We start from the raw sequence: 23,337 nt of genomic DNA, 5'->3' as shown, positions 1-23,337 counted from the left end.
GCGGGTCAGATGTCCTGGTCGGGCGGCGGGGCCGCGCGGAGGGTGGTGACGACGCCCAAGGCGACGATGGCGGTCGCGAGGGCGAGGAGGACGGCGAAGGCCGTCCCGATCAGGTATCGCACGCGGTCCTGCGCTCGGCGTCGAGGAGCAGGGTGAGGAGGTTGAGGAGAGTCGACGCCGGCGCCGTGTTGAAGCGGACGAGGACGCGGCCGTCCATGGTCCGGTCGGTGCCGATCGAGGGGAAGATCAGGCCGAACTCCCGCCCCCGCTCGACGACTTCCTCCAGGAGGGCACTGATGTGGTCCTCGGTGTAGTAGCGGATCCGGGGGTCGGTCGGCAGCATCGGGTGACGGCCGGGACGGTAGATCATCAGACGGCGCCCTTCCGCAGCTCGAACCAGACGGATTTGGCACGCTCGTGGGGGTCGACGCCCCAGCCGTGGGTGAGGGCGGCGACGAGCTGGAGGCCCCGGCCGGACTCGGCGAGCAGGGACAGCGGCGGGGCGGAGGGCAGGACGGGGCTCTCGTCCGTGACGGAGACCCGGAGGACGTCGCCCTCGGAGATGATCTCGACCAGCGGCGCGGGGGTTTCGGTGTGGCGCCAGGCGTTGACGAGGAGCTCGCAGAGCGCGAGCTGCGCGTCGAAGATCGGGGAGGCGGGCCAGCCGACGCGGGTCATGGTGTTGCGGAGCGTCTGCCGCGCGACCGCGATGGTGGGGGTGTTGATCTGACGCATGGGAGTTCTCCCGAGGCGTGAGTGAGGGGGAACCGGCGGAACATGTGTCGCCGTGAGCCAGGCCGTGGAGAAGGACATGGCTGCTCTGCGGTGCTTGCTAGCAGGCGTTACTGACGATCCGTCGGATCGATGCGAGATCAACCATAGCGCGCATCGACCTAAGATTAGGTCGATGTGTCAAAGTTCCCTCTCTAGGGGGACAGATGGCCCCATCGACTGGCGGCGCGGCACACTGGGCCCACATGATCTGAGAGGACTCCATGCCTGGTCGCCAGAACCCAACACTCCGTCAGCGCCGCATCGGCGCCGAGCTTCGGAGGATGCGCGAGCAAGCCGGCCTCGGCGGCAATCAACTTGCCCACATGCTCGGAGTAAGCGCTCCCCAGATCACGCAGATGGAGAACGGAAAGACCAGTGCCAGCGCTGACCGAATCCAGAGCATCGCCGAAGCCTGCAAGTGCGAGAACTTGCCACTCATCAACGCCCTTGGTGGCCTCATCACTTCACGCAGAAAGTCCTGGTGGGATCAGTATCGCGATCACCTTCCTGAAGCTCTGCTCAAATCCGCCGAACACGAAGACTTTGCTTCAGGCGTCATCCGGTCGTGGACATCTGCCATCATCCCGGGCCCCTTGCAGACAGAGGACTACGCACGAGGAGTGTTCAGTCGGCGAACCCCTCCCCTTTCCACTGATGAAATCAACCTGCGCACCGAGTTTCGCTTGGAGCGCAGGAGGAAGATCCTTCAGCACCCAAGAAAGACCCAGGAGGTCTATCTCCACGAGTCCAGCCTCGTCACACGCTTCGGGGGCACCGATGTGCTGCGGAAGCAGCTTCACTCCCTGATAGATGACTCCCTCAGAGATGATGTGAGCATCCGCGTCGTTCCTTTCACCACTCACACCTACCCAGGCCCGCTCGAGAACCTCGTCTACTCGTTCGGGGAGGTCCCCGAGCTTGACACGGTAGAGGTGGAGTTGTCGCGCAACCCGATCTACCTCGATGACCCGGCTGAGCTCGCGTCCTATCGCCAGGTCTTCGACCACATCGCGCAGGCCGCCCTCAGCGATGAGGACTCCCAGGACCTAATCCGGCAGACGCTCAAGAACTTGAAAGGCTGATATGTCTCAGAATCAATGGCAGAAGTCGTCCTTCAGTAGCTCCGGCGAGCTGTGCGTGGAAGTCCGTACGGCCAACGGGGCAGTCGAACTCCGCGAGTCCGACGAGGGCCACCTCACCCTCCGCACCACCCCCACCGCCTTCGCCGCCCTCCTCCAAGCCACCCGGGCCGGCGAATTCGACCACCACGCCTGACATTCCACACCATCCGCGCCCCCTCGCCCGCCCCGGGAGAGGGGGCGTAGCTCGTTCAGGTGACGGCACGTCGAGGCCCCTCCCCCGTCTTCCTCCGAGCACGTACAACTGTCCTGCACCTCGCCCGCATCGCGAAGGAATGACAGCCATGGCCCAGCTGGAGTCCGGCCTCTACACCATCCAGAGCGGCGACGCCCGGATCGGCCGCGCCCGTCACGAAGCCCTGGACCTCTCCCCCAAAGCCGTCTTCGCCAACACCGACGACCAGGACGCCGTCTGGCTCGTCGAGGCCTACCCCAACAACCACTACCGGCTCTACGCCAAGGGCGCCCCGACCGCCGTGGAGGACCTCCAGCCCGCCGGCCCGCTGGTCTCCCTCCTCCTCGACCAGGGCGACGCCCCGGAGTGGGAGCTGATCCCCGTCGACGGCGTCCCGGACACGTACCGGATCAAGTCCCCCCAGGGCTCCTCGTGGACCGTCCTCGAACCCGGCCGGCAGAGCCGGATCGAGGTCATCCCCGTCCTCGAAGGCTCCACCGCCTTCACCTTCGCCCGCATCGGCCGCTGACTCCTAAGCGACGTGACGCCCCCTCGCTCTCCCCAGGCGCGGGGCGTACCATCAGCAGCCCAACCCAGGAGGCCGACATGCCCAACTGTGACTGGCAGAAGTCCTCTTTCAGCGGCAATGCCGAGTACTGCGTCGAGGTCCGCACGACCAACGGCTCGGTCGAACTCCGCGAGTCCGACGAGGGCCACCTCACCCTCCACACCACCCCCACCACCTTCGCCGCCTTCCTCCGAGCCGCCCAGGCCGGCGAGTTCGACCACCACGCCTGACCCGCTCCAGCACAGGAAGTCGGCCCGCCCGACTTCCTGTGCACCGGCCCCAACACCCCCACCACGCCCGGTACATGCCCGGCGCCTCGCGTACGATCCCTGGTGATCGTCAACGGGGGCACGAAAGGTGGCGCACAGGTGCGCAAGTGGGGGATTCCGGCAGCGGCCCTGGTTCTGGGCGTGCTGGTCGCAGGGTGTGGGTCGAACGAGGGGAACGGCGGCAAGCCGGCCTCGGCGCCGAAGGCGGAGCAGCTCGGGCCCGACACCGGGACGCGGTACTCGCGGGTCGTCGTCCCCCAACTGGACGGACTGACCTGCTCCGAGGGCAAGGGCGGCTTCAAGTTCGGCAGCGACCTGGACATGCTCGTCGCCGGGGTAGACGACCTCCCTGCCCTCAAGGATGGCGGGGACGAGGTCAAAGGCACGGCGTCGTGCTTCGGGAACCCCCGGATCACGCTGAGCAAGGGGTCGCGCAGCACGACGGCGCCTCACTTCACGGCGAGGACCAGCCTCTTCACCACGGTCGACGACCCCCAGGGCGCGCTCGACAAGTCCTTCGAGCACACCATGAAGCTGATTCAGGACTACGGCCGCTCGCCCGTCGGCGAGCCGAAGGCGTACTCCTCGAAGACCATGGTGATGAAGTGCCGGCAGGACGTCGCCGACGGCTTCCCGATGACGACCTGCTTCTGGGCGAACTACAGCGCGGTCGGCGAGGTCGACTTCTACCCGCCGAACAACCAGCACGTCCCCCTGGACCAGGCCGCGGAACGAACCCGCTCCTTCGCTACCGCCGCCCTCTCCACCCAGTCCGCCACCGGCTCCCCGTAACGCCTGCGCCCGATCGCTCACCGCCCAGGTGCCGACAAGCACCACAAGCACGTTGACCGTCGACGCACGAGAAGTCGGCCCGCCCGACTTCCTGCGCTCCGCGCCCCTCGCCGCCGGCCCCGGGCGCGGGCGCGGGGGCATCACGTCACCCCGGGCCGGCTTCGCGCCCGGGTGAGCCAGCGGTACGCGAGGTGGACCGCGAGGCCCACCAGGACCATGACCACCGACGCGACCAGCGCGACCACGTCGAGCGCGTTCCGGACCAGTGAGTCCCAGAAGCCGATGCTCGAAGCGAGGGCGGCGGTGTCGGTGTGCCGGGGGTCGTACACCACCGTCACGGTGTCACGGGCCTTGACGGTGCCGGTGACGTAGGCGAGTCGGGTCTCGACCGACGCACCCTCGGCCGTCGTGAACCGCACCCGGCACTCGGAGTTGCCCGCCGGGTTGTCCTGCGGCCCGCTCACCTCCACGCACTCGGTGACGACCGCGGGGACGTGGACGCCGCGACTGCGCAGATCCGACGTCACCCCCATGTCGTGCGGTATCAGGTAGACCAGGCTGAGGACGAACAGCAGGACCCCCAGGCCGATCATCGCCAGCGAACCGTTCCGCACGGTCCGGCCGTGGTCCGGCGCGTTCTCCATCGATCCCCCCGGTGTCAGCCCAGCTGCCCACGCGCGCCCACGCCAGCCCCGTACTTCACAGGTCACTGATCCAGTTCGGGCGGATGCCGCCCAGTACCTGACCGCCGCCGACTGACGCGGCGCCAGCTCAGCTCAGTGCGGCCTCGCCCGAGTGGACGGCGCGGATGGCGCGTTCGACGGTCTCTTGGTTCTCACCGACCGGGGCGACGTAGCCGATGACGTCGCGCGCGGCGTCTTCCCCGAGCACTCGGGTGATGACCCAGGTGGCGAGGTACTGGGATGCCAGGCAGCCGCCCGCCGTGGCGATGTTCCCCTCGGCGTGAAACGGTGCGTCCAGCACGGTGACGTCGCAGGCTTCGACGAAAGGGCGGCTCTTGATGTCCGTGCAAGCGGGCATGTCCTTCAGGAGCCCGAGCCGGGCGAGCACCAGCGCGCCCGAGCACTGCGAGCCGATCAGCTGTCGCGACGGGTCGAGCCGCAGCCTGGAGATCAGCTGGTCGTCTGCGACCACGTCTTGTGTCTTCACTCCGCTGCCGATCAGCACGACGTCGGCCTCGGTCACGAACTCCATCGGGCGCTGCCCGGTCACCTTGACGCCGTTCATGGACGTGACCACCGGCGTCGGCGTTGTGATGAAGGCCTCCAGCCCGTCCTTGCGGCACCGGTTGATCAACGCGGAGGCGATGAAGCTGTCGAGTTCGTTGAAACCGTCGAAGGTGACCACGGCTACCTGCATCACAACTCCTTCAGGACGAGGTGTCCCAGTCTCTCCTGGCGCGCCGTTCCGCGTCGAGATCCTTTCAGCGGCGGGTGGATCGTGCCGGCCTTCGTCACTCATCGACTGGCTCCATGTTCTCGCACGTCGCTGGTTCAGGTCTGTGGCCGGCGGGTTTGTCCGATGTCGACGTCGAGGAGGTCGGGGAGGCAGAGTTGGACGCCGCGGTGATCCGGATGGTCGGCGGGTCGGTGATGTGACCGATGCGGAGGGCGAGTGTCCTCCAGGACGCGGTAGACCTCCCGCTCGTGCGGGTTCGAGGAAACGGCCCTACACCCGGACCCTCCGGCGCACCAGTTCCTTGATCTCCTCCGGGAGCGCCTCCGCCGCCAACAGGCCCGGCAGCAGCTCCGGTTCGGTCGTCACCGCGCGGAACGACCGGGCCACCGTGACGTCGTGGTCCGGGCGGTACACCACCTCCACCGCGTCCCCCGCGCGCAGTTCGCCCGGTTCGATCACCCGCAGGTAGGCGCCGGGCAGGGCCGCCTCGGTGAAGCGCCGGATCCAGCCCTTCCTCGCCAGCCAGCCCTGGAAGGTCCCGCAGGGGATGCGCGAGCAGGACACCTCCAGGACGACGTCCGGGCCGATCCGCCAGCGCTCCCCGATCAGAGCGCCGCTCACGTCCAGGCCGGTGGTGGTCAGGTTCTCACCGAAGGAGCCGTTGGCCAGGTCCCGGCCGAGCTCCGTCTGCCAGCCGTCCAGGTCCTCCCGGGCGTAGGCGTACACCGCCTGGTCGTCGCCGCCGTGGTTCTTCACGTCGTAGACCCGGTCCCCGGCCAGGGCGACGGCGCCCGTCCCCTTGGGGCCCGGCGCGGCCACCGCGACCGGGCCGTCCACCGGGCGCTTGTCGATGCCGGTGAGACCGAGCTCTTCCTTCCACGGGTTAGGCCGGGGCCTGCCGACGTTGACCGAGAGCAGTCGCGCACGTACGTCCATACGTCGACCGTACGCCGAACGGGCCGCCCGAGGGGCCGCTCCGGCCTCTTCCCCCCGACACAGGAGGCCCACCCGACCTCCCGCACAGCGAGGCCCCTCGCGCCCGAACCGGCGCGAGGGGCCGCACCCCCTCCGTTCCCGCACCCCGCCCCCACGACGGGTCGGACCGGAAGGGCCGGACGGTGTGGCTACGGGGTGACGATCGGGAACTTCGGGTCCGGGAGCGTCAGGGTGTCGAAGACGGCGTCGGCCGACTCCTGGGCCTGCTCGCCCGCCAGCGTGATCGTCCCGTCCTGCACCGCCTGGTCGAAGTTGCGCCGGAAGCCCGGCTTCATGGCCAGCTCGTTGAGCGTCGGACGGCTGAGCGTGATGGTGGCGTCCGGCACGTCGACGAGGCGGTCGCCGCCGGGCACGAAGACCAGCACCCCGTTGCGCAGGGTGGTGGTGCACTTCTCGCCGGTGTCCGTGAACACCCAGTCGAGCACGATCGGGATCCGGTGCTGCTCGGCGGCCGTCGGCCCGTCCACGCTCCGCGCGAGGGCGGAGAAGTACTGGTCGAGGGTGGTGCTGCGGATCAGGTCGGCGGAGCTCTGGCTGGTGATCAGCGGCTGCGGGCCGTTGACGACCTCCTGCGCGCCGGTGAGGTAGGCGTTGCGCCAGGTGCCGTTCTCGGCGCCGTAGCCGAGCTGGGTGAAGACCTCGGCCTGGAGCTGCTTGGCCTCGGTCAGCGACGCCTCGGTGATCGGGCTGCCCTCGGCGGCGGCGCCGAAGACGACGTGGTCGAGGAGCTGGGCCGCCCAGCGGAAGCCGTCGGGGGTGTCGGTCTCGTACGCGGTCCGGGCCGCGCCGATCACGGCCTCGGCGCCGCCCATCGCGGCCACGTAGCCCGCGCCCGCCTGGACGGGCGGCAGCTCCCAGAGGTGGGCCGGGTTGCCGTCGTACCAGCCCATGTACCGCTGGTAGACGGCCTTGAGGTTGTGGCTCACGGAGCCGTAGTAACCCTGGTTGTACCAGTGGTCGTTGAGGCCGGTCGGGAGGGTCTGCAGCTCCTCGGCGATCTCGATGCCGGTGCGGCCGTCGTTGATCAGCCGCAGCGACTGGTCGTTGAGGTAGCCGTACATGTCGCGCTGCTTGTTGAGGAATTCGAGGATGCGCGCGTTGGTCACCTGCTCGCCCGAGCCGTCCGTCTCGGCCCACATCGGCCAGTGGTGGGAGGCGAACAGGACGTCGGTCTCCTTGCCGAAGGTCTGGATCGCCTCGGTGAGGTACTTCGACCACGCGTGCGCGTCCCGGACCTGCGCGCCGCGCAGGCTGAGGATGTTGTGCATGGTGTGGGTGGCGTTCTCGGCGATGCACAGCGTCCGGGCGTCCGGCAGGTAGATGTTCATCTCCGCCGGGGCCTCGGTGCCCGGGGTGAGCTGGAACAGCATCTGCACGCCGGCCAGCTTGTACTGGTACAGCCCCGGGCGCCACGGGATGACGTACGCGCCCTGCCAGTCCTTTTCGGGGACGGCCGGGTGCTCCGGTCCGCCGATGTAGACGGTCGGCGGGACGAGGGTGACCTCGCCGGTGGAGATGGTCAGCCCGAGGCCCGAACCGACCTGCCCCGTCGGGCCCTTGTCCAGCTGCGCCGCGTACATGTACTGGGCGCGCCGGGCCATCGCGGGGCCCGCGTAGATGTTCTCGCTGACGGCGTGCTCCAGGAAGCCCTCCGGCGCGACGACGGGGACGCCCGGCTCCAGCGGGTCGCCGAGCTCGTGGAACAGGCCGCGGGCGCCGCCGAAGTGGTCGACGTGGCAGTGGGTGTAGACGACGCCCTTGACCGGCCGCAGCTCCTTGCTGAGCTCGGTCTTGTCGCGGAACAGCCGGAGCGCGGCCTGCGCGGTCTCGTAGCAGGCCAGCGGGTCGATGACGACGAGGCCCTCGTCGGACTCGATGATCGTCATGTTGGACAGGTCGTAGCCGCGCACCTGGTAGACCCGGTACTCACGACAGCTGGTGACCTGGAACAGCCCGGCGATGGCGGTCAGTTCGCCCTGCCGGTGGAGGCTGCCGTTGACGGTCGGCATCTCGGAGCGCAGGTCGGGCTCCAGGAAGTCGTACGCGGTGAAGTCCCAGACCACCTGCTCCGGGTTCTTGCGGGACATGATGACCGGGACGTCCGGCGGGGAGATCAGGAACCGGCTGGCGTCCGCGAAGTCCCGGCCGTCCTTCTCGTCGGCGATCCGGGACTCCTCGGCGGCCTTCCGGTTCGCCGCGGCGACGGCGGGCGTGGGCTCGATGGGCTCGGCGTAGTCGAAGTTTTCGGGCATGGCGAAGCCACCTCTCTCATCGGGCTGGCAGGAACCGCGATGCGGCAGGCCGTCACGCTATGCGTCCGATCAACTACCCACAAGGGTCGCTTTCAAGCCACCGTCCGCTCTCCGACCACCCCCGCCGGACGCACCGTGGCCCCTCGCGCCCACCGGCGCGAGGGGCCACGTCAACGGCCGACCGCCGTCCGCGAGTTGCTCAGTCCTCGTCGACCACGCCGGCGGGCTGCCCGGGCGGGCTCGGGTAGGTCGCGTCCTTGCCGACCGGCTTGGCGCCGGACGGGCAGACCTTGGGCGCCTTGGCCTTCAGGCCCAGCAGCCGGAAGTAGTTCTGGCCGAGCGCGATGTCCCGGAAGGCCTCGTCCCCGAGCGCGCGGTTGATCCGGCTGGTGACCTCCAACTCCTGCTCGTACACCGCGTAGTCCTTGTTCCGCGCCGCCACGAAGTCCGTCCCCGTGATCGCCCGGGTCGGGTGGCGGTCGAGGAAGGACGCGTACTTCTGCCGTACGCCGGGCAGGCTGAAGTACTGGTCCTCCAGCACCCGCCAGCTCAGGTCCACGGTCAGGTTGGGGTGCTGGTCGAGCAGCCGCTCCAGGATGCGGATGTGCTCGTCCGGGTCCATGTGGGAGAGCTCCTTCGAGAGGCCCATGTGCGCCCAGACGATCTTGTTGTCGGGGTACTGCGCGAGGATCTCCTCCATCAGGTGCAGGTACTTCGTCGGCTCGACGTCGTTGCCGAGGTCGGAGTGGAAGGTGACGGGGAGCCCCCGCTCGCGGAACACCTTCATGAACGGCGCCCAGTTCGGGATGTCCTCGCTGGTGGCCGGCTCGGCGAGGTTCGGGAACAGCGCCTGCTTGACGACGTTGACCTCGCCGGCCCAGCGGAACATCCCCGGGTACTCGCGGTCCAGCAGCTCGATCCCGGGCGGGACGGTCTCGGGGTGGTGCAGGTCCATGAACGTCATGGAGAGCGTGAGGTCCGGGTCGGTCGGCCGGAACTCGCGCAGGCTCTCGGCGTTGGCGAAGTCGTTGCGCATCCTCGGCCGTACGGGCGTGCCGGGACAGTCGAGGTAGTACACGCAGTCGGAGTCGGCGGGCAGCACCTGCCCGATGCCGAACATGTTCGCGTAGCGGACCCCGCTCTTGCGCAGGTAGTCGGTCATCTCCTCGAAGGGGATCGCCGGTCCGCCGAAGGGCCGGAAGTGCAGGTGGCTGTCGACCACCGAGGTGTACGGCTCGACGGACCGCTCGAAGCAGGCCCGGGCCGCGAAGGCCTCTCCCGCCCCGGCCGGGGAGAGGACGACCGCCGTCGCGGTCGCGCCGACGACGGCGGCGGTGAACCGTCGACTGGTCCAGTGGCTCTTTCTCAAGGGGTTGCCTCCGGTGGCGAGCGGCCGGCGCCCGACGCGCCGGCACAGGGGCTGGTGGTGCCACACAGAAGCGTCAGTGCTCGAACCATCGGCCGGTGCCGCCGCACACGGTGTCGACCCGACCGCCGCTCGAACGGGCGCACCGGTACGGCCATCGGGGTCGACCCCGCCCGGGCCGCCGCCCGGGCCCTCACCCCTGCCCTCGCCCGGGGCCTCGACCGAGCCGGCGGCCGGGGCGGTGTCTCGAGTGGCGAACCACGGTGCACGAGGAGATGGTGACCGGCAGGGACCCCTCACCAGAAAGGGCGATCATGCCCGAAGTCACCACCCCGTACGCGACCGGCACCCCGTGTTGGGTCGACCTGATGGCCAAGGACCAGCAGGCCGCACTGGACTTCTACCGCGACCTCCTCGGCTGGCAGGGGCAGGCCGGCCCGGCCGAGTTCGGCGGCTACGCCGTCTGCACGCTCGACGGCAAGGCCGCGGCCGGCATCGGCCCGGCGTCGGCCCCCGAGGGGATGCCGGAGCCGCCCACCGTCTGGACCAGCTACCTGGCCAGCACCGACGCCCAGGCCACCCAGGACGCGATCGTCGCCGCCGGCGGCACCCTGCTCGTCCCGGTCATGGACGTCGGCGACCTGGGCCGGATGCTGATCGCCGCCGACCCGCAGGGCGCGGTATTCGGCGTCTGGCAGCCGGGCGAGTTCTTCGGCGCCCAGGTCGTCAACGAGCCCGGCGCGCTGACCTGGAACGAACTGCACACCAGCGACATCCCGGCCGCCACCGGCTTCTACGGCGAGGCGTTCGGCATCGAGATCGAGCCGATGCCGGGCGTGGACTCGTACTGGGTGCTACAGGTCGGCGGCAAGGCGGTGGGCGGCGCCACCCTGCTCGCCAACGACCCGCCCGGCACCCCGGCCCACTGGCTGACCTACTTCGCGGTCGACGACGTCGACTCCACCGTGGACGCCCTGGTCAAGCGCAACGGCACCGTCCTCGCCCCGCCCTTCGACATGATGGCCGGCCGGATGACCGTCGTCGCCGACCCGCAGGGCGCCCCCTTCGCCATGATCAAGCCCACGCCGGCCTGACGTCGCCCGCCTCCGCCCCGCCCGCCCGGATCCCGTCCGGGCGGGCGGTTCCGTGCTCCGCCCCTCCGTCGGCCGTCAGCCGTCAGCCGTCCAGCTCCGCGAGGAAGTCCAGCGACGCCGCCCAGGCCCGCTCGGCCGCGTCCTCGTCGTAGTCCGGCAGCGACGGGTCGGTGAACAGGTGCCCGGCGCCCCGGTAGCGGTGCACCTCCACCTCCGCCCCGGCCCGGCGCATCCGCAGGTACCAGGCGTTCAGCCAGTCCTCCGGCTCGAACGGGTCCGGCTCCGCGATGTGCAGCTGCACCGGGATCTCGGTGACCGCGTCCTCCCGCAGGTCCGAGGTGCCGTGCAGGAGCAGCAGCCCGCGCGCCTTCTCGTCGGCCAGCGCCAGGTTCTGCGCCACCGCGCCGCCGAGCGAGAAGCCGGCGTACACCAGCCCGCCCTCGGACACCGGCGCGGCCGCCGTCACCGCCCGGCGCAGCAGCTCGTCGCGGCCGCCGAGCTCCTCCTGGAACTCCTGCGCCTCCTCGACGGACTCGAAGGTCCGCCCGTCGAACAGGTCCGGCGTGTGCACGGTGTGCCCGGCGGCGCGCAGCCGCTCGGCGGCGGCGTGCACGGCGGGGCGCAGCCCGTAGGCGGAGTGGAAGAGGACGATCTGGGCCACGGTTCGGGTCCTTCACCAGGGAGGTCAGCTACCCACCCATGATCCCGCATCCCCCGCCGAACCCCGCGCCCCCGCCTCCGGCCCCACATCCGCCCCCACCTCCGGCCCCACGTCCGCCCCCGCCTCCGGCCCCAGCCCCACGCCCGGCTACGACACCACGTCCTTGCGCGCGAACCCCCGGAACGCCAGCGCCAGCAGCACCACCGCGTACGAGAGCGACAGCGAGACGCCCTGCACCATGCCGCCCCACTCCAGCTGCGGCTGCAGGGCGTCCGCCCAGGAGTACTGCCAGTGCGCCGGCAGCCACTCCCGCAGGTCGCCGAGCGCGGTGACGGCGTCCAGCACCCCGGTGATGATCGAGGCGAACACCGCGCCGCCGACGGCGCCCAGCGGCGCGTCCGTCGCCGTGGAGAGCCAGAACGCCAGCGCCGCGATCACGATCTCGCTGAGGAACACGAAGGCCACCGCGATGGCGATCCTGGGCAGCGCCTGCCCGGCCGGCAGGCTGACCCCGGCGGGCAGCTTGAGGTCCCCCCAGCCGTACGCCGCGGTGCCGACGACCAGCCCGATCGCGGGCAGCATCACCACCGCCACCGCCGAGAACCCCAGCCCGACGGCGAACTTGCGGGCCAGCAGCCGGGCCCGGGGCACCGGCGCGGCCAGCAGGTAGCGCAGCGAGGACCAGCTGGCCTCGGAGGCGACGGTGTCCCCGCAGAACAGCGCGACCGGGATGACCAGCATGAAGCCGGTGCCGACGAACAGCATGGTGACGGCGAAGTTGGCCCCCGAGGCGGTGGCCAACTCGATGAAGGTGGTCCGGTCCGGCCGGCCCGGGGTGCCGCCGAGCTGGAACGCGGCCAGGATGACGAACGGCATGGCGGCCAGCACCCCGCCGATCACCATCGTGCGGCGCCGGCGAAGCTGCCGCACCGCCTCCACCCGCAGCGGCAGCGTCCGGCCCGCCCGGTACCCCTCGGCGTGGTCCATCGACCCGACGCGGCCCTCCGGCTCCGTGTGGTCCTTCGTCACGGCACTCACGCTCCACCTCCGATCAACGACAGGAACGCGTCCTCCAGCCGCCGCTGCGGCCCGGCGCTCTCCACCGGCACCTCCAGCCGCACCAGTTCGGCCATCAGCTCGCTGGCCGCCAGTCCGTCCAGCCGCACCAGCAGTCCGCCCTCGACGGCCTCCGCCGAGCCGACCCCGGCCAGCGCGGCCACCTTGTCGGCCACCGAGGCCGGGTCGTACGGCTCGGCGATGCCGATCATCAGCAGCTCGCCGGCGCCCACGATGTCCGCGACCGGGCCGGCCGTGACCAGCCGCCCGCGGTCCATCACCACCAGGTCCGTGCAGCTCTGCTCGACCTCGGACAGCAGGTGGCTCGACACGATCACGGTCCGCCCGCCGGCCGCGTACCGGATCATCACCTCGCGCATCTCCCGGATCTGCGGCGGGTCCAGCCCGTTGGTCGGCTCGTCCAGGATCAGCAGGTCCGGCATCCCGAGCATCGCCTGCGCGATCGCCAGCCGCTGCCGCATGCCCTGCGAGTACGTCCGCACCGCGCGGTCCAGCGCCTCGCCGAGCCCGGCGATGGCCAGCGCCTCGTCGAAGCGCGCGTCGGCCTCCGGCCGTCCGGTCGCCTGCCAGTACAGCCGCAGGTTGGCCCGCCCGGTGAGGTGCGGCAGGAAGCCCGCGCCCTCCACGAACGCCCCGACCCGCGACAGCACCGGCGCGCCGGGCCGCACCAGGTGCCCGAAGATCCTGATCTCCCCGGCGTCCGGCCGGATCAGTCCCATCAGCATCCGCAGCGTGGTGGTCTTGCCCGCGCCGTTCGGCCCGAGCAGTCCGAGCACCTGCCCCCGCTCCACCCGGAAGCCCAGCTCCCGTACGGCGTAGCGGTCCTGGGCGCCCTTGTAGCGCTTGCTCAGCCCGCTGATCAGCAGCGGCACGTCGGCCAGCTCCGGGTCGAAGCCGGGCCCGGCGGCGGCCCGCCGGCGCCGCAGCCGCGGTGCCAGCAGCAGGGCCGCGGCCGCCAGGACGGCGATCACCGGCAGCAGCCAGGTCCGCGCGGGCAGCGGCGCCGCCTCGGTGACCAGCTCCTCGACGGTGGGCACGGTGAGCGCCCCGGCCGGCGCCACCCGATAGGTGGCCGGCTCGACCGGCGAGGCGTACGCGAGGTCGGTGCTCGCCAGCACCAGCCGCACCCGGTGCCCGGCCGGGAAGGTGTGGTCCACGGTCGGCAGCGCCACCGTGACGGTCTGCCCGGCGTCCGCGCCGGTGACCCGCAGCGGGGCGGCCAGCTGCTGCGGCAGCACCGCCTTGCCGTCCGGGCCGACGTCGTACAGCTTCGCGAACAGCACCGCGTCCGGCCGGTCGGCCGTCACCCGCACCGGGACGGTCGGCTGCCCGGTCAGGTGCAGCGGCGAGTCCAGCGGCGCCGAGTCGAAGGCGGCGTTCTGCCCGGGGAAGTCCAGGGAGAGCCCGGCGCCCAGCGAGGCGGCCTGGCTGAGCGCGCCGACGCCGGGCAGTGTCGAGATGCCCGGCGGCGCGCCGCCGGGCGGGTTGGCGAGGGTCTGCTCGCCGCCGGCCAGTTCGACGGTCCGCGAGCCGGTCCCACCCAGGCCCGGGTACCGGTCGGCGGTGGCCCCGCGCAGCACGGCCTGGAAGCCGGTCGAGTCGACCCCGCCGGTGCGGGTAACCCGGAAGTCGGCGCCGGTGTCGTTGCCGCGGCCCTTCAAGTAGTGGTCGAACCAGGCGGTGACCCGGTCGTCGACCCGGGCGCTGGTGTCCGTCCCGCCGTCGTGGCCGCCGGCGAACCAGTCGACCGCCACGGGTGCGCCGTTGGCGGCCACCGCCTTGGCGATCCGGTCGCCCTGGTCCAGCGGGAACAGCGAGTCCTGCTGCCCCTGCACCACCAGCGTCGGCGCCTTGAGCTGCGCCGCCACCGAGGACGGGCTGGAGCGGTCCAGCAGCGCGACGGCGTCCGGGTCGGCGTGCCCGGCGGTGGCGACCCGGTCGTACATCTGGCAGAGCGACTCCAGGAACCGCCCGCAGCCGACCGGCCCGTCCGTCTGCGGCCCAGGGCCGCCGCTCTCCCGCGGCGCCTCCCCGGAGGGCCCGAGGTCCCCGGCCGAGCCGGTGGTGAAGAAGATCCCGGCCCACAGCTTCTTGAACACGCCGTCCGCCGCGCCCGAGCCCTGCACGCCCTGCGGGAACAGCGCGTCGGCCAGGTTCCACCAGGTGATCTGGGTGGCCACGGCGTCGATCCGGTGGTCGTACGCGGAGGCCAGCAGCGAGACCGCACCGCCGTACGAGGCGCCGGTGATGCCGACCTTCGGGTCGCCGGGCCCGTCCAGCTGCACCTCGGGCCGCTGGGCCAGCCAGTCCACCAGGTGCTTGACGTCCTCGACCTCGCGGTCGGGCGCGTTCAGGCCGATCTTCCCGCCCGAGTGCCCGAAGCCGCGCGCCGACCAGGTCAGCACCGCGTACCCCTGCCGGGCCAGCTGCTCGGCGCGCTGCCGCTCGCCCTCCTTGGAGCCGCCGAAGCCGTGGGCGAGCAGCACCGCCGGGCGCGGACCGCCGCCGGTGGTGAAGAAGGAGGTGTCCAGCTGGACCTGCTGGGCGCTGCCGGGCGTCTCCGGCATGCTGAGGAAACGGTCCTCCTGACGGACCGCCTGCTCACCGCCGGACGCCACCGTCGCGGTGCCGGCCGCGGCCACGGCCGCCAGGGCCACCGCCCCGGCCAGCAGCCTGTGTCTGACCGTTGTTCCCCGGGCGCGCCAGCGACGCCATGCCCCACCGAACTCCATGGCCGCTGATCGTATCCGCCGTCCGGGTAGGCGTCCGATAAAGGCACCCCCTGGAAGCACCGCCCGGGGTGTCACCCGAGCCCCGCGCCGTTACGTCCGCTTCGCCCCACTGTGCCCGGGTATCGTACGGCGCATGCTCCGGCCGCTGCTCTCGCTGCTCGCCACCGTCGCCGCCACCCTGGCGATCGGCTGGATCGTCGACCAGGCCCTCCAGCGGATCGCCGTCCGCCAACCGTCGGCACCGGTCTGGCCGCTCCTGCGCCGCTGCCGGATCCCGCTCCAGCTCGCCGTCGTGTCGGCCCTGCTGCTCGCCGCCAAGCCGCTCCAGCGGATCTTCCACCTGAAGCACGACGACGGCGCCCAGCACCTGCTCCTGCTGTTCCTGCTCGCCTCGCTGGGCTGGCTCACCGTCCGCGTGGTGGCCGCCGTCCTGGAGGCCCTGCTCAGCCGGTACGAGAGCCGCGTCGACGACCCGGCCCGGGTCCAGCGGGTGCGCACCCAGATCAGCATGCTGCGCCGGGCGGCCGACGCGCTGATCGTCGTGGTCACGGTGGCCGTGATGCTGCTGACCTTCTCCGCCATGCGCACCATCGGCGCCAGCCTGCTCGCCTCGGCGGGCATCATCGGCATCGTGGCCGGCATCGCCGCCCAGAGCACCCTGGGCAACTTCTTCGCCGGCCTCCAGATCGCCTTCGGCGACACCGTCCGGATCGGCGACACCGTCGTGGTGGACGGCCAGCAGGGCACCGTCGAGGAGATCACCCTCAGCTACCTGGTGGTCCGGCTCTGGGACTACCGCCGGCTGATCGTCCCGGTCTCGTACTTCGTCAACAAGCCCTTCGAGAACTGGACCCGCCGCGACCCCGGCCTGCTCGCCGCCGTCCTGCTCCACCTCGACCACACCACCCGGGTGGACGAGCTGCGCACCACCCTGCGCGCCCGCCTCGACCGGCACCCGCTCTGGGACGGCGGCGAGTGGGCCCTCGACGTCACCGACACCACCCCCAGCACCATCGTCGTCCGCGCCACCATGACCGCCCGCACCCCCGACGACGCCGCCCGGCTCCGCTTCGACATCCGCGAGCAGCTCATCGCCCACCTGCGCGACGAGCACCCCCACGCGCTCCCCCGCCTCCGCACCACCGACACCTGACCGGCGCCCGGCCCCGCCGGCGAAGCCCCGAAAAGCGGAGTTCCCCGCGCCCCGGACAGGGGCGCGGGGAACCGCGCGATCAGAGCGGGTCCTACAGCACCCGTGTCATCGTCCGGTGCGGTATCCCGGCGTCGTCGTACACCGGCCCCTCGGCCACGTACCCCAGCCGCTCGTAGAACCCGAGCGCCTGCACCTGCGCGTGCAGCTCGACCTCCACGCCCCCGCGCGCGGCCCCCGCGGCCTCGACGGCCCGGACGAGCTCCGCGCCCAGCCCCGTCCCCCGGGCCGCCGCGACGACCGCGAGCCGCCCGAGCAGCACGCGCCCCTCGACACCCCCGGTGAGCCCGCGCGCCTGCTCGCCGAAGATCAGCCGCGCCGTCCCCAGCGCGGCCCCGTCGGCCCCGACGGCCAGCAGGTGCACCGAGGTCGCGTCGTACTCGTCGTACTCCAGCTCCTCGGGCACGTTCTGCTCGACGACGAAGACCTCGCGCCGGACGGCCCGCGCCAGCTCCAGGTCCGTCTCCCCGTCGACGACCCGGACGGTGACGGCCGGCACCTCGGCGGCCGTCATCTCAGCTCTCCGCCGCGATGATGTCCAGCGCCTTCTTCAGGTCCTCCGGGTACTCGCTGGAGAACTCGACCCACTGCCCGTCCGCCGGGTGCTCGAAGCCGAGCGACACCGCGTGCAGCCACTGCCGGGTCAGCCCCAGACGCTTGGCCAGCGTGGGGTCGGCGCCGTACGTGAGGTCGCCCACGCAGGGGTGCCGCAGCGCGGACATGTGGACGCGGATCTGGTGGGTGCGCCCGGTCTCCAGCTTGATCGCCAGCAGCGACGCGGCCCGGTACGCCTCGATCAGGTCGTAGTGGGTGATCGACGCCTTGCCGTCGCGGGTGACGGCCCACTTCCAGTCCGAGCTGGGGTGCCGCCCGATCGGCGCGTCCACCGTCCCGCTCATCGGGTCCGGGTGGCCCTGCACCAGCGTGTGGTAGCGCTTCTCGGTGATCCGGTCGTGGAACTGCCGCTTGAGGTCGGTGTACGCGCGCTCGGACTTGGCGACGACCATCAGCCCGGAGGTGCCGACGTCCAGCCGGTGCACGATGCCCTGGCGCTCGGCGGCGCCCGAGGTGGAGATCCGGTACCCGGCCGCGGCCAGTCCGCCGATCACGGTGGGGCCGGTCCAGCCCGGGCTGGGGTGCGCGGCGACGCCGACCGGCTTGTCGATCAGGACGATGTCCTCGTCGTCGTGCACGATGCGCATGCCCTCGACGGGCTCGGCGACGATCCGCACCGGCGCGGCCGGGGCGGGGATCTCGACCTCCAGCCAGGAGCCGGCGGTCACCCGGTCCGACTTGCCGGCCACGGCGCCGTCGATCATCACCTTGCCGTCGGCGGCCAGCTCGGCGGCCTTGGTCCGGGAGAAGCCGAACATCCGGGCCAGGGCGGCGTCGAGGCGCTCGCCCTCCAGGCCGTCGGGAACGGGGAGGCTGCGGATCTGCGCTGCGGTACTCACCCGTACGAGTATGCCGGAACCGCGGCCCTCCCCCGCCCGCCGGCGGTCCGGCGCTACTTCTCGCCCTGCTCCGGCTTCTCGGCCTTCCCGGCCTTCTCGACCTCCTGGTGGACGGTCCCGTCCGGGTTGCTGCCCCGGAAGGAGAGCAGGACCACCAGGATTCCGCCGCAGACGATCGCCGAGTCCGCGAGGTTGAAGACCGCGAAGTACTGGACGGAGACGAAGTCCACCACGTGCCCGCGGAAGACCCCGGGCGCGCGGAACAGCCGGTCGGTGAGGTTGCCGAGCGCCCCGCCGAGCAGCAGCCCGAGCGCGATCGCCCAGGGCAGGCTGTACAGCTTCCGGGCGATCCGCCAGATCACCACGATGACGGAGGAGGCGATCACCGTGAAGACGACGGTCAGCGCCTGCCCCATCCCGAAGGCCGCGCCCGAGTTCCGGATCACCTGGAGGGTGAGCACGTCCCCGATCACCTTGATCGCCGCGTGGTTCTCCAGCCGGGCGACCACCAGCAGCTTGCTGCCGAGGTCGATCAGGAGGGCGAGCACCGCGACGACCAGCAGCACGCCGATCCGCCGCGGACCCTTGGGCTTCCCGTCCGTCGTGGTGTCCGCGGACGCCCCGGTCGGCTCGGCCACGGGCACCTCCACGGCATCGGCGGGGGTCGGGACGGCGTCGTCCCGGGTCTGGGGGGAACCTTGCGTGCTGATGATCCGCTCCGCTGCCGGTGGAGCTCCCCCGGTCCGCAGGAGGGGGAGGGTGGTGGGCCGGTGATGGCCTGCCCGCGTTCACGAACGCGTCAGGCGGCATCCTTCAGGCGACGTTACGGGGTCGAGCGTACGGCAAGCCCGACCCCTCGCGTCCCTCCGGCCGCCCTGGTCAGCGGCGTTCCTGCTTGGCCTTGCACTGCACACAGAGCGTCGCCCGGGGGAAGGCCTGCATCCGGGCCTTGCCGATGGCCTGCCCGCAGGACTCGCAGGTGCCGAAGCCGACGCCCTCCAGCCGCTCCAGCGCGCGCTCGGTCTGCGCCAGGCTGTCGCGCGCGTTGTTGGCCAGCGCCAGTTCGCTCTCCCGCGAGATGTTCTTCGTACCGGCGTCCACCTGGTCGTCGCCGGCCCCGTCGTTGGAGTCGCGCATCAGGCCGGAGATGGCCGCCTCGGCGGCGTCGATCTCGCTGCGGAGCCGGTCCAGCTCGCTGATCAGCTCGTCGTGCAGCTCGTGGACCTCCTCGGTGGTCCACGGGTCCTCGCCCGGCCGGACCGGCAGCGTGGCCGGGTCCACGGACTCGGCGCCGCGCGGCGCGGTGACGGTGTCGGTGCCGTTCTTCGGTGCGGTAGTGGTCACGGTCCCCTCCCCTGGGTCGACCGCCACGGCCTTGCGTGCCCGCTTGGTGGCGGTACCCGCGCCGGTTCCCTTCTCAGCCATGGCTTTCGACCCCATCTACGAACGAATCGAGCCGCCGGTTCCCGGCGGCTTCCAGTGCCGGAACGATAATCCCGATCAAAACCGGTCACAACATGACATACCGACGCCTCATAACGTTCCCACCCAGGCAGCCGCCCCAACCGTCACGCCCCGTGCGCTCATGGATTTGTGCCCAGATCGACTCCGGCTAACCTCCGCCGCCGCACGCCCCCGGAGTGCTCCCGAAGCGCTCCCGGAGCATGGCCGGAGCACTCCCGGGGCGCCCGCCGGCGCGCCCGCGGACCGCCCGCCGGGAAACGCTTTGGACAAACCGACTCGCCCGGCCGATACACTGGGCCTGCAAGGCGCAGATGGGACGAGTACCGACGTACGCAGCCACCAGCGACCCGGGGACGGTGCGAGCCCGGGGGTGTGCACGGCGGGAAGATCACCCCGGAGCCGCCGGAAGAACGGCCGCCGCGATGCCGCGGCGGCCCACTAGACCCGGCAGCAAGCCCAAACAAGAGGGCCGCGAACAGCAGTACCGCGGCCAAGGAGGGTGGTACCGCGGGGCGGCCTGGTCCGTCTCGTCCCTCCGGAGGATCCAGTCCCAGCATCCGCCGGAGGTAGACGCCGCGATGGCCAGCACCTACAACCCCGTCCCCGCGCAGGTGGATCTGCCTGCCCTGGAGCACCAGATCCTGTCGTTCTGGCAGGACAACAAGATCTTCCAGCGCAGCCTGGAGCAGTCCGAGGGCCGCCCCGAGTGGGTGTTCTACGAGGGCCCGCCGACCGCCAACGGCATGCCCGGCGCCCACCACATCGAGGCCCGCGTCTTCAAGGACGTCTTCCCGCGCTTCCGGACCATGAAGGGCTACCACGTCGCCCGCAAGGCCGGCTGGGACTGCCACGGCCTGCCGGTCGAGCTCGCCGTCGAGAAGGAGCTGGGCTTCTCCGGCAAGCAGGACATCGAGGCGTACGGCATCGCCGAGTTCAACGCCAGGTGCCGTGAGTCGGTCACCCGCCACACCGACGCCTTCACCGAGCTGACCACCCGCATGGGGTACTGGGTCGACCTCGACGAGGCCTACCGGACGATGGACCCGTCGTACGTCCAGTCCGTCTGGTGGTCGCTGCGGCAGATCTTCGACAAGGGCCTGCTGGTCCAGGACCACCGCGTCGCCCCCTGGTGCCCGCGCTGCGGCACCGGCCTCTCGGACCACGAGCTGGCCCAGGGCTACGAGACCGTGGTCGACCCCTCGGTCTTCGTCCGCTTCCCGCTGACCAGCGGCCCGCTGGCCGGCCAGGCCGCCCTGCTGGTCTGGACCACCACCCCGTGGACCCTGGTCTCCAACACCGCCGCCGCCGTCCACCCGGAGGTCACCTACGTGGTGGCCACCGACGGGAACGAGAAGCTCGTCGTCGCCGAGCCGCTGCTCGCCAAGGCGCTCGGCGAGGGCTGGGAGACCACCGGCGAGTCCTTCACCGGCGCCGAGATGGAGCGCTGGGCCTACCGCCGCCCCTTCGACCTGGTCGAGATCGAGAACGCCCACTACGTCGTCACCGCCGAGTACGTCACCACCGAGGACGGCACCGGCATCGTCCACCAGTCCCCCGCCTTCGGCGCGGACGACCTCGCGACCTGCCGCCGGTACGGCCTGCCGGTGGTCAACCCGGTGCTCGGCGACGGCACCTTCGCCCCCGAGGTCCCGCTGGTCGGCGGCCAGTTCTTCAAGAAGGCCGACGAGGACCTGGTCGCGGACCTCAAGGAGCGCGGCCTGCTCTTCCGCCACCTGCCGTACGAGCACAGCTACCCGCACTGCTGGCGCTGCCACACCGCACTGCTCTACTACGCGCAGCCGTCCTGGTACATCCGGACCACCGCCGTCAAGGACGCGATGATCCGTGAGAACGAGGCCACCAACTGGTTCCCGGACACGGTCAAGCACGGCCGCTTCGGCGACTGGCTGAACAACAACATCGACTGGGCGCTCAGCCGCAACCGCTACTGGGGCACCCCGCTGCCGATCTGGCGCTGCGAGGAGGGCCACCTCACCTGCGTCGGCTCGCTGGCCGAGCTGTCCGAGCTCACCGGCACCGACCAGAGCGGCCTCGACCCGCACCGCCCGTACATCGACGCGGTGACCTTCGACTGCCGCGACTGCGGCGGCACCGCCACCCGCGTGCCCGAGGTCATCGACGCCTGGTACGACTCGGGCTCGATGCCCTTCGCCCAGTACGGCTACCCGTACGAGAACAAGGAGCTGTTCGAGAAGCGCTACCCGGCGCAGTTCATCTCCGAGGCGATCGACCAGACCCGCGGCTGGTTCTACACGCTGATGGCGATCGGCACCCTGGTGTTCGACAAGAACAGCTACGAGAACGTCGTCTGCCTGGGCCACATCCTGGCCGAGGACGGCCGCAAGATGTCCAAGCACCTGGGCAACATCCTCCAGCCGATCCCGCTGATGGACCAGCACGGCGCCGACGCCGTCCGCTGGTTCATGGCGGCCGGCGGCTCGCCCTGGTCGGCCCGCCGGGTCGGCCACGGCACCATCCAGGAGGTGGTCCGCAAGACCCTCCTCACCTACTGGAACACCGTCGCCTTCCAGGCCCTGTACGCCCGCACCTCGAACTGGGCGCCCTCGGCGAGCGACCCGGCCCCGGCCGACCGCCCGCAGCTGGACCGCTGGGTGCTCTCCGAGCTGAACACCCTGGTCCGCGAGGTCGACGCGGCCTACGAGGCGTACGACACCCAGCGCGCCGGCAAGCTGCTGTCCGGCTTCGTCGACGACCTGTCCAACTGGTACGTCCGCCGCGGCCGCCGCCGCTTCTGGCAGGGCGACGCCGCCGCGCTCGCCACGCTGCACGAGGCGCTGGAGACGGTCACCCGCCTGATGGCCCCGCTCACCCCGTTCATCACCGAGCGGGTCTGGCAGGACCTGGTCGTCCCGGTCGCCCCGGAGGCCCCGGCCTCGGTGCACCTGGCCACCTGGCCGGAGGCCGACGAGTCGCTGATCGACACCGAGCTCTCCCGGCACATGGCGCTGGTCCGCCGCCTGGTCGAGCTGGGCCGGGCCACCCGCGCCGAGTCCGGCGTGAAGACCCGTCAGCCGCTGTCCCGCGCGCTGGTCGCCGCCCAGGGCTGGGAGGAGCTGCCGGCCGACCTGCGCGCGCAGATCGCCGAGGAGCTCAACGTCTCCACCCTGGAGTCGCTGGCGGAGGTCGGCGGCTCGCTGGTCGACACCAGCGCCAAGGCCAACTTCCGCGCGCTGGGCAAGCGCTTCGGCAAGGGCGTGCAGGACGTCGCCAAGGCGGTCGCCGCCACCGACGCCGCCCGCCTGGCCGCCGAACTGCGCGCCACCGGCGAGACCTCGGTCGAGCTGGACGGCGAGACGGTCGCCCTCTCCCCGGACGAGGTGATCATCACCGAGACCCCGCGCGAGGGCTGGGCCGTCGCCAACGAGTCCGGCGCCACCGTCGCCCTCGACCTGGCCATCACCCCGGAGCTCAAGCGGCTCGGCATCGCCCGCGACGCCATCCGCCAGATCCAGGAGGCCCGGAAGAACTCCGGCCTGGACGTCGCCGACCGCATCGTCCTGCGCTGGCGCGCCGCCTCGGAGGAGACCGCCGAGGCGATCGCCGAGCACGGTCCCCTCGTCGCCGAGGAGGTCCTCGCCACCGACTTCGCCGCCGGTGCGGCCGACTGGGAGTCCGAGACCTTCGCCGACGAGTCGCTCGGCCTGGCCTTCCAGCTCCGCAAGGCCTGACCGCCCGACAACGAAGCCGCCGTCACCCCGGGGTGACGGCGGCTTCGCCGTACCCGCCCACGCCCCGCAGCCACCCCGGCTCCCGCACGCCCCCGCCCGGTTCCCCACGCCCCCGGCCGCAGCGCTTCCCCTCCCCGCACGCCCCCCACACAGAAGAGCGCCCCCTCCCCGACCCGTGGGTCGGA

23 protein-coding genes are annotated in these 23,337 nt (G+C 71.5%); 9 read left to right on the top strand and 14 right to left on the bottom strand.

The window, feature by feature from the left end; all coding sequences use genetic code 11:
- Positions 1-109: 109 nt before the first annotated feature.
- Both ACLWS4_RS05185 and ACLWS4_RS05180 read right to left on the bottom strand, forming a co-directional pair.
- Positions 110-370: a hypothetical protein gene (locus ACLWS4_RS05185; RefSeq protein WP_416873455.1), complete on the bottom strand. Its 261-nt coding sequence runs from the start codon at positions 368-370 to the stop codon at positions 110-112.
- On the bottom strand, positions 370-735 hold the full coding sequence (locus tag ACLWS4_RS05180; RefSeq protein WP_416873454.1) for an ATP-binding protein: 366 nt from the start codon (positions 733-735) through the stop codon (positions 370-372). The genes ACLWS4_RS05185 and ACLWS4_RS05180 overlap by 1 nt, the downstream gene beginning before the upstream one ends.
- A gap of 260 nt (positions 736-995) precedes the next feature.
- Between ACLWS4_RS05180 and ACLWS4_RS05175 the strand changes: the two genes are divergently transcribed.
- The 5 genes from ACLWS4_RS05175 (at position 996) to ACLWS4_RS05155 (ending at position 3,717) form a co-directional block, all read left to right on the top strand.
- Positions 996-1,856 (top strand): helix-turn-helix domain-containing protein, encoded by an 861-nt coding sequence (locus tag ACLWS4_RS05175; protein WP_380776762.1) that lies wholly within the window; start codon positions 996-998, stop codon positions 1,854-1,856.
- Position 1,857: 1 nt separating this feature from the next.
- Positions 1,858-2,049: a DUF397 domain-containing protein gene (locus ACLWS4_RS05170; RefSeq protein ID WP_416873453.1), complete on the top strand. Its 192-nt coding sequence runs from the start codon at positions 1,858-1,860 to the stop codon at positions 2,047-2,049.
- Positions 2,050-2,197: 148 nt separating this feature from the next.
- On the top strand, positions 2,198-2,617 hold the full coding sequence (locus ACLWS4_RS05165; protein ID WP_181970545.1) for an I66 family serine proteinase inhibitor: 420 nt from the start codon (positions 2,198-2,200) through the stop codon (positions 2,615-2,617).
- A 77-nt stretch (positions 2,618-2,694) separates the two neighbouring features.
- Entirely contained in the window at positions 2,695-2,886 is a 192-nt protein-coding gene (locus ACLWS4_RS05160; RefSeq protein ID WP_375873988.1) for a DUF397 domain-containing protein, read from the top strand.
- Between the two features lie 138 nt (positions 2,887-3,024).
- On the top strand, positions 3,025-3,717 hold the full coding sequence (locus ACLWS4_RS05155) for a hypothetical protein (protein WP_416873452.1): 693 nt from the start codon (positions 3,025-3,027) through the stop codon (positions 3,715-3,717).
- Between the two features lie 140 nt (positions 3,718-3,857).
- Here ACLWS4_RS05155 and ACLWS4_RS05150 read toward each other — a convergent pair whose 3' ends face one another.
- Complete coding sequence (locus ACLWS4_RS05150) at positions 3,858-4,361, bottom strand: DUF3592 domain-containing protein (protein ID WP_387966120.1); 504 nt, start codon at positions 4,359-4,361, stop codon at positions 3,858-3,860.
- A gap of 127 nt (positions 4,362-4,488) precedes the next feature.
- Positions 4,489-5,097, bottom strand: coding sequence for a DJ-1/PfpI family protein (locus tag ACLWS4_RS05145; RefSeq protein WP_049649540.1), 609 nt, complete (start codon positions 5,095-5,097; stop codon positions 4,489-4,491).
- 113 nt (positions 5,098-5,210) lie between these two features.
- Here ACLWS4_RS05145 and ACLWS4_RS05140 point away from each other — a divergent pair, with 113 nt between their 5' ends.
- Positions 5,211-5,336, top strand: a complete 126-nt coding sequence (locus tag ACLWS4_RS05140) for a hypothetical protein (protein ID WP_255357394.1) — start codon at positions 5,211-5,213, stop codon at positions 5,334-5,336.
- Between the two features lie 70 nt (positions 5,337-5,406).
- On the opposite strand, the gene ACLWS4_RS05135 is transcribed toward ACLWS4_RS05140, so the two are convergent.
- The 3 genes from ACLWS4_RS05135 to ACLWS4_RS05125 all read right to left on the bottom strand — a co-directional run bounded on the left by ACLWS4_RS05135 (position 5,407) and on the right by ACLWS4_RS05125 (position 9,753).
- Positions 5,407-6,072, bottom strand: coding sequence for an MOSC domain-containing protein (locus ACLWS4_RS05135; protein ID WP_416873451.1), 666 nt, complete (start codon positions 6,070-6,072; stop codon positions 5,407-5,409).
- Between the two features lie 188 nt (positions 6,073-6,260).
- Entirely contained in the window at positions 6,261-8,384 is a 2,124-nt protein-coding gene (locus tag ACLWS4_RS05130) for an alkyl/aryl-sulfatase (protein WP_416873450.1), read from the bottom strand.
- Between the two features lie 199 nt (positions 8,385-8,583).
- Positions 8,584-9,753, bottom strand: coding sequence for an amidohydrolase family protein (locus ACLWS4_RS05125; RefSeq protein WP_387819632.1), 1,170 nt, complete (start codon positions 9,751-9,753; stop codon positions 8,584-8,586).
- A gap of 311 nt (positions 9,754-10,064) precedes the next feature.
- Between ACLWS4_RS05125 and ACLWS4_RS05120 the strand changes: the two genes are divergently transcribed.
- Complete coding sequence (locus tag ACLWS4_RS05120) at positions 10,065-10,844, top strand: VOC family protein (protein ID WP_049649537.1); 780 nt, start codon at positions 10,065-10,067, stop codon at positions 10,842-10,844.
- Positions 10,845-10,926: 82 nt separating this feature from the next.
- Here the strand turns inward: ACLWS4_RS05120 and ACLWS4_RS05115 are convergent, their stop codons facing one another.
- The 3 genes from ACLWS4_RS05115 to ACLWS4_RS05105 form a co-directional block, all read right to left on the bottom strand.
- Positions 10,927-11,505: a dienelactone hydrolase family protein gene (locus ACLWS4_RS05115; protein WP_049649536.1), complete on the bottom strand. Its 579-nt coding sequence runs from the start codon at positions 11,503-11,505 to the stop codon at positions 10,927-10,929.
- A 147-nt stretch (positions 11,506-11,652) separates the two neighbouring features.
- A complete protein-coding gene (locus tag ACLWS4_RS05110) occupies positions 11,653-12,492 on the bottom strand; it encodes an ABC transporter permease (protein WP_049649556.1) in 840 nt (279 codons plus the stop codon).
- A 47-nt stretch (positions 12,493-12,539) separates the two neighbouring features.
- Positions 12,540-15,314, bottom strand: coding sequence for an alpha/beta fold hydrolase (locus ACLWS4_RS05105; RefSeq protein ID WP_416873449.1), 2,775 nt, complete (start codon positions 15,312-15,314; stop codon positions 12,540-12,542).
- A gap of 133 nt (positions 15,315-15,447) precedes the next feature.
- Between ACLWS4_RS05105 and ACLWS4_RS05100 the strand changes: the two genes are divergently transcribed.
- On the top strand, positions 15,448-16,467 hold the full coding sequence (locus ACLWS4_RS05100; protein WP_416873448.1) for a mechanosensitive ion channel family protein: 1,020 nt from the start codon (positions 15,448-15,450) through the stop codon (positions 16,465-16,467).
- Positions 16,468-16,558: 91 nt separating this feature from the next.
- Here the strand turns inward: ACLWS4_RS05100 and ACLWS4_RS05095 are convergent, their stop codons facing one another.
- The 4 genes from ACLWS4_RS05095 to ACLWS4_RS05080 all read right to left on the bottom strand — a co-directional run bounded on the left by ACLWS4_RS05095 (position 16,559) and on the right by ACLWS4_RS05080 (position 19,322).
- Positions 16,559-17,038, bottom strand: coding sequence for a GNAT family N-acetyltransferase (locus tag ACLWS4_RS05095; protein ID WP_416873447.1), 480 nt, complete (start codon positions 17,036-17,038; stop codon positions 16,559-16,561).
- Position 17,039: 1 nt separating this feature from the next.
- Positions 17,040-17,978 (bottom strand): RluA family pseudouridine synthase, encoded by a 939-nt coding sequence (locus ACLWS4_RS05090; RefSeq protein ID WP_049649532.1) that lies wholly within the window; start codon positions 17,976-17,978, stop codon positions 17,040-17,042.
- Positions 17,979-18,031: 53 nt separating this feature from the next.
- Positions 18,032-18,616, bottom strand: coding sequence for a signal peptidase II (gene lspA, locus ACLWS4_RS05085; protein ID WP_416873446.1), 585 nt, complete (start codon positions 18,614-18,616; stop codon positions 18,032-18,034).
- 241 nt (positions 18,617-18,857) lie between these two features.
- Positions 18,858-19,322: a TraR/DksA family transcriptional regulator gene (locus tag ACLWS4_RS05080; protein WP_234348203.1), complete on the bottom strand. Its 465-nt coding sequence runs from the start codon at positions 19,320-19,322 to the stop codon at positions 18,858-18,860.
- Between the two features lie 698 nt (positions 19,323-20,020).
- Here ACLWS4_RS05080 and ileS point away from each other — a divergent pair.
- Positions 20,021-23,152: an isoleucine--tRNA ligase gene (gene ileS / locus ACLWS4_RS05075; RefSeq protein ID WP_416873445.1), complete on the top strand. Its 3,132-nt coding sequence runs from the start codon at positions 20,021-20,023 to the stop codon at positions 23,150-23,152.
- Positions 23,153-23,337 lie beyond the last annotated feature (185 nt).

Source organism: Kitasatospora sp. SC0581 (genome assembly GCF_048159585.1).
GTDB lineage: Bacteria > Actinomycetota > Actinomycetes > Streptomycetales > Streptomycetaceae > Kitasatospora.
This window is presented reverse-complemented; position numbering and strand designations above follow the sequence as displayed.